Origin of the sequence: Streptomyces sp. NPDC046716 (assembly GCF_040645755.1) — a bacterium.
GTDB lineage: Bacteria > Actinomycetota > Actinomycetes > Streptomycetales > Streptomycetaceae > Streptomyces.
Genome location: NZ_JBEYYU010000008.1, coordinates 178,152 through 192,895, shown reverse-complemented (window position 1 = coordinate 192,895; position 14,744 = coordinate 178,152). Strand labels below are relative to the sequence as shown.

At 71.1% G+C, this 14,744-nt stretch carries 12 protein-coding genes; 8 read left to right on the top strand and 4 right to left on the bottom strand.

The annotated features are described in order from the left end of the window. The first annotated feature begins 125 nt into the window (after positions 1-125). The 8 genes from ABZ930_RS09090 (at position 126) to ABZ930_RS09055 (ending at position 8,373) form a co-directional block, all read left to right on the top strand. On the top strand, positions 126-1,265 hold the full coding sequence (locus tag ABZ930_RS09090; protein ID WP_361543904.1) for an inositol-3-phosphate synthase: 1,140 nt from the start codon (positions 126-128) through the stop codon (positions 1,263-1,265). After that, on the top strand, positions 1,262-2,143 hold the full coding sequence (locus ABZ930_RS09085; RefSeq protein ID WP_361543901.1) for an SCO3242 family prenyltransferase: 882 nt from the start codon (positions 1,262-1,264) through the stop codon (positions 2,141-2,143). Before ABZ930_RS09090 ends, ABZ930_RS09085 begins: the two co-directional genes overlap by 4 nt. Then, positions 2,140-3,024, top strand: coding sequence for a sugar phosphate isomerase/epimerase family protein (locus ABZ930_RS09080; RefSeq protein WP_361543898.1), 885 nt, complete (start codon positions 2,140-2,142; stop codon positions 3,022-3,024). Before ABZ930_RS09085 ends, ABZ930_RS09080 begins: the two co-directional genes overlap by 4 nt. Continuing rightward, positions 3,021-3,659 (top strand): EboA domain-containing protein, encoded by a 639-nt coding sequence (locus tag ABZ930_RS09075; RefSeq protein ID WP_361543895.1) that lies wholly within the window; start codon positions 3,021-3,023, stop codon positions 3,657-3,659. The genes ABZ930_RS09080 and ABZ930_RS09075 overlap by 4 nt, the downstream gene beginning before the upstream one ends. Next, the gene (locus ABZ930_RS09070; RefSeq protein WP_361543892.1) at positions 3,659-4,510 is read left to right on the top strand and encodes a TatD family hydrolase; all 852 of its coding nucleotides are present in this window, start codon (positions 3,659-3,661) and stop codon (positions 4,508-4,510) included. Before ABZ930_RS09075 ends, ABZ930_RS09070 begins: the two co-directional genes overlap by 1 nt. 3 nt (positions 4,511-4,513) lie before the next feature. Further along, complete coding sequence (eboE, locus tag ABZ930_RS09065) at positions 4,514-5,686, top strand: metabolite traffic protein EboE (protein WP_361543889.1); 1,173 nt, start codon at positions 4,514-4,516, stop codon at positions 5,684-5,686. Continuing rightward, positions 5,683-7,080 (top strand): nucleotide pyrophosphatase/phosphodiesterase family protein, encoded by a 1,398-nt coding sequence (locus ABZ930_RS09060; protein ID WP_361543886.1) that lies wholly within the window; start codon positions 5,683-5,685, stop codon positions 7,078-7,080. The genes eboE and ABZ930_RS09060 overlap by 4 nt, the downstream gene beginning before the upstream one ends. Positions 7,081-7,200: 120 nt before the next feature. After that, positions 7,201-8,373 carry a sugar phosphate isomerase/epimerase family protein gene (locus ABZ930_RS09055; protein ID WP_361543883.1) on the top strand — a complete coding sequence of 391 codons (1,173 nt, stop codon included), beginning with the start codon at positions 7,201-7,203 and terminating at the stop codon, positions 8,371-8,373. Positions 8,374-8,447: 74 nt separating this feature from the next. On the opposite strand, the gene ABZ930_RS09050 is transcribed toward ABZ930_RS09055, so the two are convergent. The 4 genes from ABZ930_RS09050 to frc form a co-directional block, all read right to left on the bottom strand. Continuing rightward, positions 8,448-9,833, bottom strand: coding sequence for an OFA family MFS transporter (locus ABZ930_RS09050; RefSeq protein WP_361543880.1), 1,386 nt, complete (start codon positions 9,831-9,833; stop codon positions 8,448-8,450). Between the two features lies 1 nt (position 9,834). After that, positions 9,835-11,232, bottom strand: coding sequence for an OFA family MFS transporter (locus ABZ930_RS09045; RefSeq protein ID WP_361543877.1), 1,398 nt, complete (start codon positions 11,230-11,232; stop codon positions 9,835-9,837). A 122-nt stretch (positions 11,233-11,354) separates the two neighbouring features. Beyond that, on the bottom strand, positions 11,355-13,508 hold the full coding sequence (locus tag ABZ930_RS09040; RefSeq protein ID WP_361543874.1) for an acetate--CoA ligase family protein: 2,154 nt from the start codon (positions 13,506-13,508) through the stop codon (positions 11,355-11,357). A 3-nt stretch (positions 13,509-13,511) separates the two neighbouring features. Further along, complete coding sequence (gene frc, locus ABZ930_RS09035; RefSeq protein ID WP_361543871.1) at positions 13,512-14,741, bottom strand: formyl-CoA transferase; 1,230 nt, start codon at positions 14,739-14,741, stop codon at positions 13,512-13,514. Between the last annotated feature and the right edge of the window lie 3 nt (positions 14,742-14,744).

The window sequence follows — 14,744 nt, the reverse complement described above, 5'->3', positions numbered from 1 at the left end:
CCCGCCGTCCCGCCCGGCACCCCGCCGGTCGCGGAACCCGGCACACTCCGGCCCCGCCGGCCCCCGGCCGGTGCACCACCGGCACTCGCGCCACCCCCGGTTCGCGTACGACAAGGAGGCTGCCCATGTCCGCCGAACCGTCCCTCCCCACCCCCACCCCCCGCTTCGGTGTCTGGCTGATCGGAGCACGCGGCTCCGTCGCCACGACCGCGATCGCCGGCTGTGCCGCCGTCGCCGCCGGACTCCACCCCCCGACCGGCATGGTCACCGAGACCACCCCCTTCCTGGACTGCGGCCTGCCGCCGCTGACCTCCCTCGTCTTCGGCGGCCACGACACCGTCGACTGCCCGCTGCCCAAACGCGCCGAACACCTCGCCGCCGGCGGCGTCCTGCCGCACGGCCTGCCCGCCGCCGTCCACGCCGAACTCGCCACGGCCGACCACGAGATCAGGCCCGGCGGCCCGCTGACCGGCCACGACGACCCCCGCTCGCAGGACGAGCTCATCGACGCGTTCGCGGCCGACATCGTTGCCTTCGTCCGGGACCGGCACCTCGACGGTGCCGTCGTCGTGAACGTCGCCTCCACCGAACCCGTCCCCACCGGCGACACCCTGCCGCCCAGCTCCCTCTACGCGGCCGCCGCCCTCCGCGCCGACTGCCCCTACGTCAACTTCACCCCCTCGTCCGGCCTGCACCACACCGCCCTCGCGGCCGACGCCGCGACAGCGTCCGTCCCCCACGCGGGCCGCGACGGCAAGACGGGCCAGACCCTCCTGCGCTCCGTGCTCGGCCCGATGTTCCTGCAGCGCGCCCTCGCCGTCCGCGCCTGGTCCGGCACCAACCTCCTCGGCGGCGGCGACGGCGCCGCCCTCGCCGACCCGGCCGCGGCCGCCGCCAAGAACGCCGGCAAGGAACGCGTCCTGACCGACACCCTCGGCGCCGCCCCGCAGGGCGAGGTCCACATCGACGACGTCCCCGCCCTCGGCGACTGGAAGACCGCCTGGGACCACATCGCCTTCGACGGCTTCCTCGGCGCCCGCATGGTCCTGCAGACCACCTGGCAGGGCTGCGACTCCGCACTCGCCGCGCCCCTCGTCCTCGACCTCGCCCGCCTCCTGCTGCGCGCGCACGCCGTCGGACTCACCGGCCCGCGCCCGGAGTTGGCCTTCTACTTCAAGGACCCCGACCCCGGAGCGGGCGCCGCGCTCGGCGAGCAGTACGCCGCCCTGGTGGACTTCGCGGACCGCCTGCGAGCCGCCCGATGACCCGGACGACCCTGCGTGCCTGGGCCGAACTCCTGCGACTCCCGGCCCTCTTCACCGTCCCCGGCGACGCCCTCGTGGGGACCGCCGCGGTGGGTGCCCGCCCCGGCCGCGGCACCTTCCTGGTCCTCGGCTCCTCCCTGTGCCTGTACGAGGCGGGCATGGCCCTCAACGACTGGGCGGACCGGGCCGAGGACGCCGTCGACCGCCCCCACCGGCCCATTCCCTCCGGCCGCATCCGCCCCGGCACCGCCCTCGCGGCGGCCGGACTGCTCACCGTGGCCGGAGTGGGCCTCGCCTCCCGGGCCGGACGCGTGCCCGCGGCGATCTCGACCGCGCTCGCGGCCACGGTCTGGGCGTACGACCTCGGCCTGAAGCGCACCCCCGCAGGCCCGGTCGCCATGGGCGCGGCCCGCGGCCTCGACGTCCTGCTGGGAGCGGGCGCCGCCCGGAACGCGGCGAAGCCCCTGGGCTCGGCCACCGGCGCCGCTCTCACCATGACCGTCCACACCACGGCCGTCACCGCGGTGTCCCGCCACGAGACGACGGGCGGCAACGCCCTCGCACCGGCAGCGGCCCTGGCCACCACCGCCACCGTGGCCGGCGCCCTCCTCAGAACCCCGGTAGGCCGAGGCGCCGCAGCCCCCCTCGGCCTACCGGGTCCCACCGCGTACGCCCTGACCGCAGCCCGTCCCCTGCTGCACGCCGCGCTCAACCCCTCCCCACCCCTGACCCAGCGCGCCGTCGGCGCCGGCATCCGCGCGATGATCCCGCTCCAGGCAGCCCTGACGGCCCGCGCGGCAGCCCCCGTGCCCGCCCTCCTCACCGCCGCCCTCGCCCCGCTCGCCCGGCGCTTCGCGAAGAAGGTGAGCGTCACATGACCCAGCCCGCGCAGCCCGCGCAGCCCGCCACCCCGCGCTGGGGCTACGGCACCAACGGCCTCACCGACCTCCGCCTCGACGACGCCCTCGCCCTCCTGGCCGACCTCGGCTACGACGGCGTCGGCCTGACCCTCGACCACATGCACCTCGACCCGCTGGCCCCCGACCTCGCGGCCCGCACCCGCCAGGTCGCCCGGACCCTGCACCGCCACCACCTCACGGCCACCGTCGAGACCGGCGCCCGCTACGTCCTCGACCCACGCCGCAAACACGGCCCCTCCCTCCTCGACCCCGACCCGGACGCCCGCGCGGCCCGTGTCCGCCTGCTCGTCCGCGCGGTCCAGGTCGCCGCCGACCTGGGCGCGCACGCCGTGCACTGCTTCAGCGGCATCACCCCGGACGACACCGACCGGGACACCGCGTGGAAGCGCCTCGCCGACGCCCTCGAACCCGTCCTGCACGCGGCCGACGGCGCCGGGATCCCGCTCGCCATCGAGCCCGAGCCCGGCCACCTCCTGGCCACGCTCGCCGACTTCCACCATCTGCGCCACGCCCTCGGCAGCCCCGACGCGCTCGGCCTCACCCTCGACCTCGGCCACTGCCAGTGCCTGGAACCCGAACCGCCCGCCGACTGCGTGCGCGCGGCGGCCCCCTGGCTGCGCCACGTCCAGATCGAGGACATGCGCCGCGGCGTTCACGAACACCTGCCCTTCGGGGAGGGGGAGATCGACTTCCCGCCCCTCCTCGACGCGCTCGCGGCCACCGGCTACCAGGGCCTGACCGTCGTCGAACTGCCCCGCCACTCCCACGCGGGCCCGGACCTCGCCGCCGCGTCCCTGTCGTTCCTCCGCGCCGCGGCACAAGGAGGGAGCAGCACATGAGCGCACCGACCACCATCGCCACTCTCCGGGCCCACCTCGACACCGCGCTGCCCGGTGCCGCCCGTGCCTGGCTCGACCAAGCCCTCGACGAAGCGGCGGCCACCGGCCCGGCCGGCGACGACTCCCAGCCCACGCTCTGGGAGTCACGGTTCGCCGAAGCGGGCCGGCGCACCGGCCAGGACCATGCCGACACCGCCCGCGTCCTGCTGCTGCACGCCGCCCGCGCCGACACCGCCACCCTGACCCGCCTGTACGCGCAGGGCACCGCCGCCGAACGCCGCGCCGTCCTGCACGCGCTGCCCCATCTCGTCCCGGGACCCGAGGGCCTGCCCCTCGTCGAGGACGCCCTGCGCACCAACGACACCCGCCTGGTCGCCGCCGCCGTCGGCCCGTACGCCGCCGAGCACCTGCCCGCACACCCGTGGCGGCACGCCGTCCTCAAGTGCCTGTTCACCGGAGTCCCCACCGACACCGTCGCCGCCCTCGGAGAGCGAGCCCACGGCGACGCCGAACTCGCCCGAATGCTGGGGGACTTCGCGCAGGAACGCACCGCCGCCGGCCGGCCCGTCCCCATCGACCTGCCCCGCGTCCTCGCCCTGACCTCCCCGGCAGCCCCCACGGCGAAGGAGTCCTGATGCGCATCTTCGACCCCCACATCCACATGACCTCGCGCACCACCGACGACTACGAGGCCATGTACGAGGCGGGCGTGCGCGCCCTCGTCGAACCCGCCTTCTGGCTCGGCCAGCCCCGCACCTCGCCCGCGTCCTTCTTCGACTACTTCGACGCGCTCCTCGGCTGGGAGCCCTTCCGGGCCGCGCAGTACGGCATCACCCACCACTGCACGATCGCCCTCAACCCCAAAGAGGCCAACGATCCGCGCTGCACCCCCGTCCTGGAGGCCCTGCCGCGCTACCTCGACAAGGACGGCGTCGTCGCCGTCGGCGAGATCGGCTACGACTCGATGACCCCGGCCGAGGACAACGCCCTCGCCACCCAGCTCCAGCTCGCCGCCGACCACGAACTGCCGGCCCTGGTGCACACCCCGCACCGCGACAAACTCACCGGCCTGCACCGCACCCTCGACGTCGTCCGGGAGTCCGCGCTACCCGTCGACCGGGTCCTCATCGACCACCTCAACGAGACCACGGTCAAGGACGCCAAGGACGCCGGGAGCTGGCTCGGCTTCTCCGTCTATCCCGACACCAAGATGGACGAGGACCGGATGGTCGAGATCCTGCGCACCTACGGCACCGAGAAGGTCCTGGTCAACTCCGCCGCCGACTGGGGAAAGAGCGACCCGCTCAAGACCCGGCGGGTCGGCGAGGCGATGCTGAAGGCCGGCTTCGGCGAGGACGACGTCGACCTGGTCCTGTGGCGCAACCCGGTCGCCTTCTACGCCCTCAGCGGCCGCCTCCAACTCGACCTCACCGCGCCGGAGTCGCCCACGCACGAGGGCAATTCCATCCTCCGCGGCGGAGCGTGAACCATGCGCTTCCGCCACCCCGACGGCTCCACCGTCCACCTCGCCTACTGCACGAACGTGCACCCCGCCGAGACCCTCGACGGCGTCCTCGCCCAGCTCCGCGACCACTGCGAACCCGTCCGCCGCCGACTCGGCCGCGACCGGCTCGGCATCGGCCTGTGGCTCGCCAAGGACGCCGCCCGCTCCCTGACCACCGACCCGGCGGCACTGCGCGGACTGCGCACCGAACTCGAACGGCGCGGCCTCGAAGTCGTCACCCTCAACGGCTTCCCCTACGAGGGCTTCGGCGCCGAAGAGGTCAAGTACCGCGTCTACCAGCCCGACTGGGCCGACCCGGAACGCCTCGCCCACACCAGCGACCTGGCCCGCCTGCTCGCCCAACTGCTGCCCGCCGACGTCACCGAGGGCACCATCTCCACCCTCCCGCTGGCCTGGCGCACGGCCTACGACACCCCGCGCGCCGAGACCGCCCGCGCCGCGCTCGTGACCCTCGCCGAACGCCTCGACGCCCTCGAAGAACTCACCGGACGATCGATCCGGATCGGCCTCGAACCCGAACCGGGCTGCGTCGTCGAGACCACCGCCGACGCCATCGCCCCGCTCACCGCCGTCGGCCGACCCGACCGCATCGGCCTGTGCCTCGACACCTGCCACCTCGCCACCTCCTTCGAAGACCCGGAGACCGCACTGGACGGCCTCGCCGCCGCGCATGTCCCCGTCGTCAAATCCCAGCTCTCCGCCGCCCTGCACGCCGAACACCCCCGTACTCCCGCGGTACGCGAAGCACTCGCCGCCTTCGACGAACCCCGCTTCCTCCACCAGACCCGCACCCGCACCGACCAGGGACTGCGCGGCACCGACGACCTCGGCCCCGCCCTGAACGGCGCCGCGCTGCCGGACTCCACCGCCTGGCGCGCCCACTTCCACGTCCCCCTGCACGCGGCTCCCGCCGCCCCGCTCACCTCCACACTCGACGTCCTCAAGGACACGCTGACCCGCCTCGTCGGCGGCCCGCGCCCGCTCACCCGCCACCTGGAGGTCGAGACCTACACCTGGCAGGCGCTCCCTCCCGAGCTGCGTCCCCGGGCCCGCCCTCAGCTCGCCGACGGCATAGCCGCCGAACTCACCCTCGCCCGCGACCTGCTGACGGACCTCGGCCTGAAGGAACTGCCATGACGGACACGCCCGCCCGGCCGACCCCCCTCCTCGTCCTGGACGTCGTCGGCCTCACCCCGCGGCTGCTCGAGCACATGCCGCACCTCACGTCCCTCGCCCGCTCCGGCACCCGGGCCGCGCTGGGCACCGTGCTGCCCGCGGTGACCTGCGCCGCCCAGTCCACGTTCCTGACCGGGACCATGCCCAGCGAACACGGCATCGTCGGCAACGGCTGGTACTTCCGCGAACTCGGCGACGTCCTGCTCTGGCGCCAGCACAACGGCCTCGTCGCCGGCGACAAACTCTGGGACGCCGCCCGCCGCGCCCATCCCGGCTACACGGTCGCCAACATCTGCTGGTGGTACGCCATGGGCGCCGACACCGACATCACCATCACCCCCCGTCCCGTCTACTACGCCGACGGCCGCAAGGAACCCGACTGCTACACCCGGCCCCCGGCCCTGCACGACGAACTCACCGAGAAATTCGGCACGTTCCCCCTCTTCCACTTCTGGGGCCCGGGCGCCGACCTCGTCTCCAGTCAGTGGATCATCGACGCCACCCGGCACGTCATGGCCACCCGCCATCCGGACCTGACCCTGTGCTACCTCCCTCACCTCGACTACGACCTGCAGCGCTTCGGCCCCGACGACCCCCGCTCCCACCGGGCCGCCACCGAACTCGACACCGCCCTCGCCCCCCTGCTCGCCGACGCCGAGGCCGAGGGCCGCACCGTCGTGGCCCTGTCCGAGTACGGCATCACCCGCGTCGAACGCGCCGTCGACATCAACCGCGTACTGCGCCGGGCCGGCCTGCTGGAGGTACACACGCAGGACGGCATGGAGTACCTCGACCCGATGGCCTCACGCGCCTTCGCCGTCGCCGACCACCAGATCGCCCACATCTACGTGCGACGCCCCGAAGACCTCGACGCCACCCGCGCGGCCCTCGACGGCCTGCCCGGCATCGACCAACTCCTCGACGACGAGGGCAAGAAGGCCCATCACCTCGACCACCCGCGCGCCGGCGAACTCGTCGCCGTGGCCGAACCCGACGCCTGGTTCACGTACTACTACTGGCTCGACGACGCCCGCGCGCCCGACTTCGCGCAGCTCGTCGAGATCCACCGCAAACCCGGCTACGACCCGGTCGAACTGTTCATGGACCCCCACGACCCCTACGTCAAGGTGAAGGCCGCGAGCGCGCTCGCGCGCAAGAAACTCGGCATGCGCTACCGGATGGCGGTCGTCCCGCTCGACCCGTCACCTATTCGCGGCAGCCACGGCCGCCTTCCCTCGGACACCGACAGTGACGACGGACCCGTCCTCATCAGCTCCACCCCCCATGCGTTCCCCGGTCGCGTCCCCGCGACCGCCGTGAAATCCCTGCTCCTGGAGCTGGCAGGTCTGGGCTGAGGCATACGCCGCCCCAAGGCCCGCCCGCAGAGGAGCAGTTACAGAGAGTGAAGCACACGCCACCGGCGACACGCCAGTGGTGCCCGCCGCATCCCGCACGAGAACCGGAAAGAGGCACCCGTGACCGACTCCCGCGACGCCGCCACTCCCGCCACTTCCTCCACCGACGACGCCCTCAGACGACGTCTCGGCATCGACCGCCGCCGCTTCCTCAGCACCTGCACGGCCGTCGGCGCGGGCGCGATCGCCGCCCCCGTCTTCGGCGCCGCCCCGTCCTTCGCCCAGCCCGGGCACGGAGGCCACGGCCCGGGCCGCGGCCAGGAGCTGGTGCCGGCCGACAAGCGCGGCATCATCCTCTACACCGTGCGCGACGCCACCGGCCGCGACCCGTTCGCCTCCGACCTGCCCTCCGGATTCCGCGAGGTGTTCAAGGAGCTGGCCCGCTACGGCTACCGCCAGGTCGAGTTCGCGGGCTACGGCCAGCACGCGAACGCCCCGGGCGGAGCCAACCTCGAATCGGTCGCGGGCGCCAAGCTGCTGCGCTCCTGGCTCGACGAGTACGGGCTGCGCGCCCAGGGCAACCACGGCTTCATCCCGTCGTCGTGGCCGTTCACCCAGCCCGACCTCGACACGTTCAAGAAGCATCTGGAGATCGCGAACATCCTCGGCATGGACCACATGGGCACCGGCGGCGACCCCACCGGCAGCTCGTACAAGGCGGACTGGGACGTCGCCGCCGACAAGTGGAACGCCCTGGGCGAGGTCGCCCGCCGCGCCGGGATCAAGCTCTACACCCACAACCACGACGCGGCCTACGGCTTCCTCCTGGACGGCGGACCGCTGGACGCACAGGGCCGCCCGACACGCAGCTCCGGCACCCGCAAGCTGGAGTACTTCCTGAAGGTCACCGACCCGAAGACCGTATGGCTCGAGATGGACATCTACTGGGCGCACGTGGCCCAGTACAAGTTCCACACCTACACGGCGCACGACGGCTCCCAGCGGGAGAAGGTCTTCGACCCGGCGGCGCTGGTCCGCTGCCACACCAAGCGCTACCCCCTCTTCCACGCCAAGGACGGCACCCGCAACGACACCAGCGGCGAGGGCTACGACATGGTGCCCTTCGGTACGGGAGTCATCGACTACAAGACCTTCTTCAGCCGCGTCGGCGCGAAGAACTACCACAACCCCATGGTCGAGCAGGACAACGCGCCCTCCTCCACGGACCCCGGCCAGTCCCTGAAGCACGCGAAGATCGGCTACGGAAACCTGGCGGCCCTGCGCAAGAAGTGATCGCGGCACCACGCGCGTGAGGCGCGCAGAGGGCCCGGCCGACCGGCCGGGCCCTCTGCCGTGCGGTGCGCGACTCAGGCGTGGGTCACGGCCTGCTCCACCTCCTTGCGCCCCGGCTGACGCAGCAGCAGCGCGAAGGCGGCCGCCACCATGGATATCCCACCGGCCAGCGCGTACGCCCCGTTGTAGCCCCACGCGGCGACCACCATCGAGCCGAGCCCGCCGCCGAACAGGCCGCTGATCAGCTTGCCGCTGTAGACGAGCCCGTAGTTGGTGGCGTTGTAGTTCTCGCCGAAGTAGTCCGGGGTCAGAGCCGCGAACATCGGGTAGAACGCGCCGCCGCCGAAGCCCGACAGGAACGCGAAGAACAGGAACAGCCACTCGCTCTTGATGTCGCCGGCCCAGATGACGCCGAACTGGGCGAGACCCAGCACGACGATCACGAAGACCAGGCTCTTCTTGCGGCCCCAGATGTCCGACAGCCAGCCGACGACGGCCCGGCCGACGCCGTTGATGACCGCCATGACACCCATCGAGGAGGCAGCGACCAACGGTCCGAAGCCGACCTCCTTGGCGAAGTCCACCTGGAACGAGATACCGAAGATGGACACGCCCGCGGTGAGCACCAGGCTCAGCCACATGATCGGCAGCATTCCGGTCCTGACGGCCTCCATCGGGGTGAACTGGCGCACCGCGGGCGGATTCTTGGCCAGCGACCTCGCGCGCTTGCTCGTCCCGGACTTGTCGAGCGGATCGACGTCGTGGGGCCACCAGTTCTTCGGCGGGTCACGGAAGAAGAACGCGCAGACAAGGACGACCACCAGGACATACGCGCCGATCATGTCCAGCACCCGGTGGTAGTTGGAGGTGTCGAAGGCGTAGTTGAAGATGAAGATGAAGGGCAGCGAACCGTAGGCGAAGCCGCCGTTGACGAATCCGGTCTTGCCGCCCTTCCGCTCCGGGAACCATTTGCCGACCATGTTGATGCAGGTCGAATAGACGAGGCCGGAGCCCAGTCCGCCGATGACGCCGAATCCGAGGATCGCGAGCCACACATTGTGCATGTGCGACAGCGCGAGGAATCCGACCATGCACATGAACGCGCCGAGCATGACGGCCCGTTTGGCGGGCAGGATGTTCTTCTCCCGCAGCCATCCGGCCGGAAAGGCGATTCCCGCCTGGAAGAACACCCAGACGCTCAGGATCCAGAAGGTGTTCGACTGGGTCCAGCCATGGGCGGCGGACAGGGTGTCCTCCGCCGAGCCGTACGCGTACTCGGAGACGCTGATGGCCATCATCGCGACCCATGGCAGGTACACCATGAACTTTCGCGAATGGCCGAGGATGTCGCGGTCCGTCTCCCCGACACGGTAGACACGGCCGTTCTCATCGGTGATCTCTTGATACCTGGCGCCGGTCGACGATCTCGAATTTCCTGCGGCGATGGGCTCCGCCGTCATATCAGGCCATCTCCTCACCGAGCGGTTGCGGGTTGGGTACGATCCGGCGCTGCCTCTGGGGTCTGGGCTTGCCGGGGGCCTTGAGGAAGAGTGCGAGCACGGCCGAGCCGAGTCCGATCGAACCGGCGAAGGCGAAGGCGCCTCCGTATCCCCAGGCGTCGACGAGGAAGGCCCCGCCGCCGGCGCCCACCAGGCCGGAGATCAGCTTCGAGCTGTAGACCATGCCGTAATTGGAGGCATTGTTGTTCTCACCGAAGAAGTCGGCGGTCATGGCCGCGAACAAGGGGAAGATCGCTCCGCCGCCGAATCCGGAGACCATCGAGCAGAACAGGAAGAACGGCATCGAGCCCATGTTTCCGGAGAAGAACACACCGAACTGCGCCGTCCCCAGGACGAGACAGACGATGATCAATGTGTTGCGGCGTCCGGCACGGTCCGATATCCAGCCGATCACGCCGCGGCCGGTCCCGTTCACGATGGCCTTGAGCGACATGGCGGTGGCCACGATGCCGCCCGCGAACCCCATCTCCTTGCCGAACGGAACCTGCATGGCGATGCCGTAGATGTTGATCCCGGCGGTGCACAGCAGGCAGAACCACATCATCCACAGCACGGGCTGACGGGCCGCCTCACGCGGGGTGTACTGGTGCACGGCCGGCGGGTTCTTCTTCAGCGCCCGCTGCACGCGCGGGTCGTCCGCCACCTTCAGCGGGTCCACGTGCGCGGGCCACCAGTACTTGGGCGGGTCCTTCAGGAACCAGCCGGCGAAGGCCACCACGGCGCAGCAGATCACGCCGACCATGACCAGGACGCCCTGGTAGTTCGACAGGTCCATGAAGGACGTGAAGACGAACACGAAGGGCACCGAGCCGTAGGCGAAACCGCCGTTGACCAGCCCCGTCTTGCCGCCCTTGCGCTCCGGATACCACTTGCCGACCATGTTGACGCTGGTCGCGTAGACCAGGCCGGCCCCGATACCGCTGAACACACCGAAGCCGAGATAGGCGACGGTCACGTGCGGTGCGTAGGCCAGGGACAGATAGCCGCACAGTGTGCCGACGGCGCCCAGCATCATCGCGTACCGTGCCGGCAGTCTTCCGCTCTCGCGCAGCTGCCCGGCGGGGAAGGCCACGGCCGCCTGGAAGAAGATCCAGACACCCATCAGCCAGAAGATGTGCCCGCTGTCCCACAGATGGGCCTCGTGCAGCGTGTCCTCGGCCGAGGTGAACGCGTACTCCGAGGAACTGATGCCCAGCATGCCCATCCAGGGAAAGAGCACCATGGTCCATCGTGGTCGCCCCAAGATGTCCCGATCGGTCTGTCCGATCCGGTAGAGGCGGCCGTTCTCGTCCCTCACCTCCCTGACGGGGCCGGACGAGGATAGGTCGGTGGTCGTCATGACGGTCGCACCCCTTGCGTCGAAAGATCTGGCCAGCGCCCCCTGTCCAAATTGCTTTCGTGTGCGCACGGGACCTGGGTCCGGCCGACGCGCACCGCCGGCCGGACCCGCCACGGGTCACCTCATCGACCGCCCCCCATCAGCCCCGCCGCGCGGGCCCACCGGTACTTGGCCCCGAGCACCGCGACCGGCTTCTCGGTCGTGTACGGGTAGGCGACCACGCCCCGCTCGAACAGGTACTGGCAGGCCTCCTCGACCTCGACGTCCCCGGCCAGCGACGCGACCACCGGCTTCTCGATCCCGCGCTCCCGGAACTCCGCGACGACCCGGGCCGTTACCTCCGCAAAGACCATGGGAGGGGTGACGATGGTGTGCCAGTAGCCGAGCACGAGCGCGTGAATGCGCGGATCCTCCAGGCCCAGCCGGATCGTCGCCTCGTACGTCGACGGGGGCTCGCCGCCCGTGATGTCGACGGGGTTGCCGGCGGCGCCGAAGGGCGGGATGAACGCACGGAAGGCGGCGTCCAGGTCGTCCGGGATCTCCATCAGGTGGAGCCCGTTGTCGGTCACCGCGTCCGAGAGCAGGACCCCGGAGCCGCCCGCGCCGGTGATGATCACGATGTTGTCGCCCTGCGGAGCGGGCAGCACGGGCAGGGCCCGCGCGTACTCCAGCATGTCGTTCAGGCCCGGGGCCCGGATCACGCCGGCCTGCCGCAGGATGTCGTCGTACACGGCGTCGTCGCCCGCGAGCGCGCCGGTGTGCGACCCGGCCGCCTTCGCACCTGCGGCCGTACGGCCCGCCTTCAGGACGACGACGGGCTTCTTCGGCACCGTCGCCCGAGCGGCCTGCACGAAAGCACGCCCGTCCTTCAGATCCTCCAGGTGCATGGCGATGCACCGGGTGTTGGGATCCTCGCCGAACCAGGTGAGGAGGTCGTCCTCGTCCAGGTCCGACTTGTTGCCGAGCCCCACGATCGCCGACACACCGGTCTTCGTGGTGCGCGCGAAGCCCAGGATCGCCATCCCGATGCCCCCGGACTGCGAGGTCAGCGCGACCCCGCCCTTCACGTCGTACGGGGTGCAGAACGTGGCGCACAGGTCCTGCCACGTCGAGTAGTAGCCGTAGATGTTCGGTCCGAGGAGCCGTACGCCGTGCCGCTCCGCGATCGCCACGATCTCGTCCTGGAGGGCCTGTTCACCGGTCTCCGCGAAGCCGGACGGGATCAGCACCGCGTTCGGGATGCCCTTGCTCCCCACCTCCTCCAAGGCCGCTGCCACGAACTTGGCGGGGATCGCGAAGACCGCCACATCCACCTCACCGGGGACGTCCGTGACACTCTTGTACGCCTTGCGGCCCAGGATGTCATCGGCCTTGGGGTTCACCGGATGGATCTCCCCGGAGAAGCCGCCGTCGACGAGGTTGCGCATCACCGAATTGCCGATCTTGCCCTGCTCGTTGGAGGCCCCGATCACGGCCACCGACCGCGGCTGCATCAGGCGCCGCATGCTGGTCAGGATCTGCTCGCGCGTGTAGGTGCGCCGCGGCGTCGCCGTGCCCTCGGCGAGGATCACCCGGATGTCCGCCGCGACCGCCCCGTCGGGCGTCGCGATCACCGGATTGAGGTCGACCTCCGCGATCTCCGGGAAGTCGTTCACCAGTTGGGAGACGCGCCGGATCTGCTCGGCGAGCGCCCACCGGTCGACGCCCCGGGCGCCGCGTACCCCCCGCAGCACCTCGGCCGCCCTGATGGAGTCGAGCATCCCGACGGCCTCGTCGGCGTCGACGGGCGCGAGCCGGAACGTGACGTCCTTCAGGACCTCGACCAGCACACCCCCGAGCCCGAAGGCGACGACCTTGCCGAACGTCGGGTCGGTGACCGCCCCGACGATGACCTCCTGGCTGTCGCCGCCCGTCGGCAGCATCTCCTGTACCTGGATGCCCTCGATCCGGGCGTCCGGCGCGTACGCGCGCGCGTTGTCGATGATCCGGTGGAACGCGGCCCGGATGTCGGCCGCGCCCTCCACCCCCACCACGACGCCGCCCGCGTCGGTCTTGTGCAGGATGTCGGGGGAGACGATCTTCAGCACCACCGGCTTGCCGAAGCGGGCCGCGGCGGCCACCGCCTCGTCGACGTCGGCCGCCAGTTCCTCGCCGGGGACGGCGATCCCGTACGCGTCGGCGATCACCTTGCCCTCGGGCGCGGTGAGCGCCGTGCGTCCCTCGGCCCGCACGGTGTCGAGCAGCGCCCGCACCGTGAGCGTCCGGTCCTCGGCCATCAATCAGATCACTCCGTTCGACTTGAGCAGGCGCAGCTCCTCGTCACCGAGACCGAGTTCGCCGATGAAGACCTCTTCGTTGTGCTCCCCGAGCAGGGGCGAACTGCTGACGTTCACGGGGGAGTCGGAGAGCTTGAGCGGGGAGCCGACGGTGGTGAAGGTCCCGCGCTGCGGATGCGGCACCTCGACGACCATCTCGTTGGCCGCCAGGGAGGCGTCCTCGATGATCTCCTTGGTGGACAGGATCGGCCCGCACGGGATGTTGTGGGCGTTGAGCTTCTCCAGGACGTCCCACTTGGGCAGCGTCGAGGACCACTCCTCGATCAGCTGGAACATCTTGGTGAGCTGCGGGAGCCGGGCCTCCGGAGTCGCCCACTCGGGGTCCTCGGCGAGCTCGGGGCGCCCGATGAGCCGGGTGAGCGGCTCCCAGCCGACCGGCTGCACGATCACGTACACGTAGTCGTTGGGCCCGCCCGGCGCGCACTTGACGGCCCAGCCGGGCTGCCCGCCGCCCGACGCGTTGCCGGAGCGCGGCACCTCGTCGCCGAAGTCCTCGTTCGGATACTCGGCGAGGGGCCCGTGCGTGAGCCGCTGCTGGTCGCGCAGCTTGACCCGGCACAGGTTCAGGACTGCGTGCTGCATGGCCACGTTCACCCGCTGCCCGCGCCCGGTGTTCTCCCGCTGGAACAGGGCGGCCAGGATGCCGGCCACGGCGTGGATGCCGGTGCCCGAGTCGCCGATCTGGGCGCCGGTGGCGAGCGGCGGTCCGTCCTCGAAGCCGGTGGTGGACATCGACCCGCCCATGGCCTGGGCGACGACCTCGTACGCCTTGAAGTTGGTGTACGGGCCCTCGCCGAAGCCCTTGATGGAGGCGTAGACGATGCGCGGGTTGATCTCCTGGATGCGGTCCCAGGTGAAGCCCATGCGGTCCACGGCGCCCGGCCCGAAATTCTCGACCATGACGTCCGCGCGCCGGATCAGCTCGGTCAGCAGTTCCTTGCCGCGCTCGGACTTGGTGTTGAGGGTGATGCTCCGCTTGTTGCAGTTGAGCATGGTGAAGTACAGGGAGTCGACGTCCGGGATGTCGCGCAGCTGCTTGCGCGTGATGTCTCCGGTCGGTGCCTCCAGCTTGATGACGTCGGCGCCGAGCCACGCGAGGAGCTGGGTGGCGGAGGGGCCCGACTGGACGTGGGTCATGTCGAGGACGCGGATGCCTTCGAGGGCCTGGGTCACGAG

Excerpts from the sequence above, each read along its gene's own strand:
- ABZ930_RS09075 (WP_361543895.1), top strand. The coding sequence starts at position 3,021 with ATGAGCGCACCGACCACCATCGCCACTCTCCGGGCCCACCTCGACACC.
- ABZ930_RS09085 (WP_361543901.1), top strand. The coding sequence starts at position 1,262 with ATGACCCGGACGACCCTGCGTGCCTGGGCCGAACTCCTGCGACTCCCG.
- ABZ930_RS09090 (WP_361543904.1), top strand. The coding sequence starts at position 126 with ATGTCCGCCGAACCGTCCCTCCCCACCCCCACCCCCCGCTTCGGTGTC.
- eboE (WP_361543889.1), top strand. The coding sequence starts at position 4,514 with ATGCGCTTCCGCCACCCCGACGGCTCCACCGTCCACCTCGCCTACTGC.
- ABZ930_RS09060 (WP_361543886.1), top strand. The coding sequence starts at position 5,683 with ATGACGGACACGCCCGCCCGGCCGACCCCCCTCCTCGTCCTGGACGTC.
- ABZ930_RS09040 (WP_361543874.1), bottom strand. The coding sequence starts at position 13,508 with ATGGCCGAGGACCGGACGCTCACGGTGCGGGCGCTGCTCGACACCGTG.
- ABZ930_RS09080 (WP_361543898.1), top strand. The coding sequence starts at position 2,140 with ATGACCCAGCCCGCGCAGCCCGCGCAGCCCGCCACCCCGCGCTGGGGC.
- ABZ930_RS09045 (WP_361543877.1), bottom strand. The coding sequence starts at position 11,232 with ATGACGACCACCGACCTATCCTCGTCCGGCCCCGTCAGGGAGGTGAGG.
- ABZ930_RS09070 (WP_361543892.1), top strand. The coding sequence starts at position 3,659 with ATGCGCATCTTCGACCCCCACATCCACATGACCTCGCGCACCACCGAC.
- ABZ930_RS09050 (WP_361543880.1), bottom strand. The coding sequence starts at position 9,833 with ATGACGGCGGAGCCCATCGCCGCAGGAAATTCGAGATCGTCGACCGGC.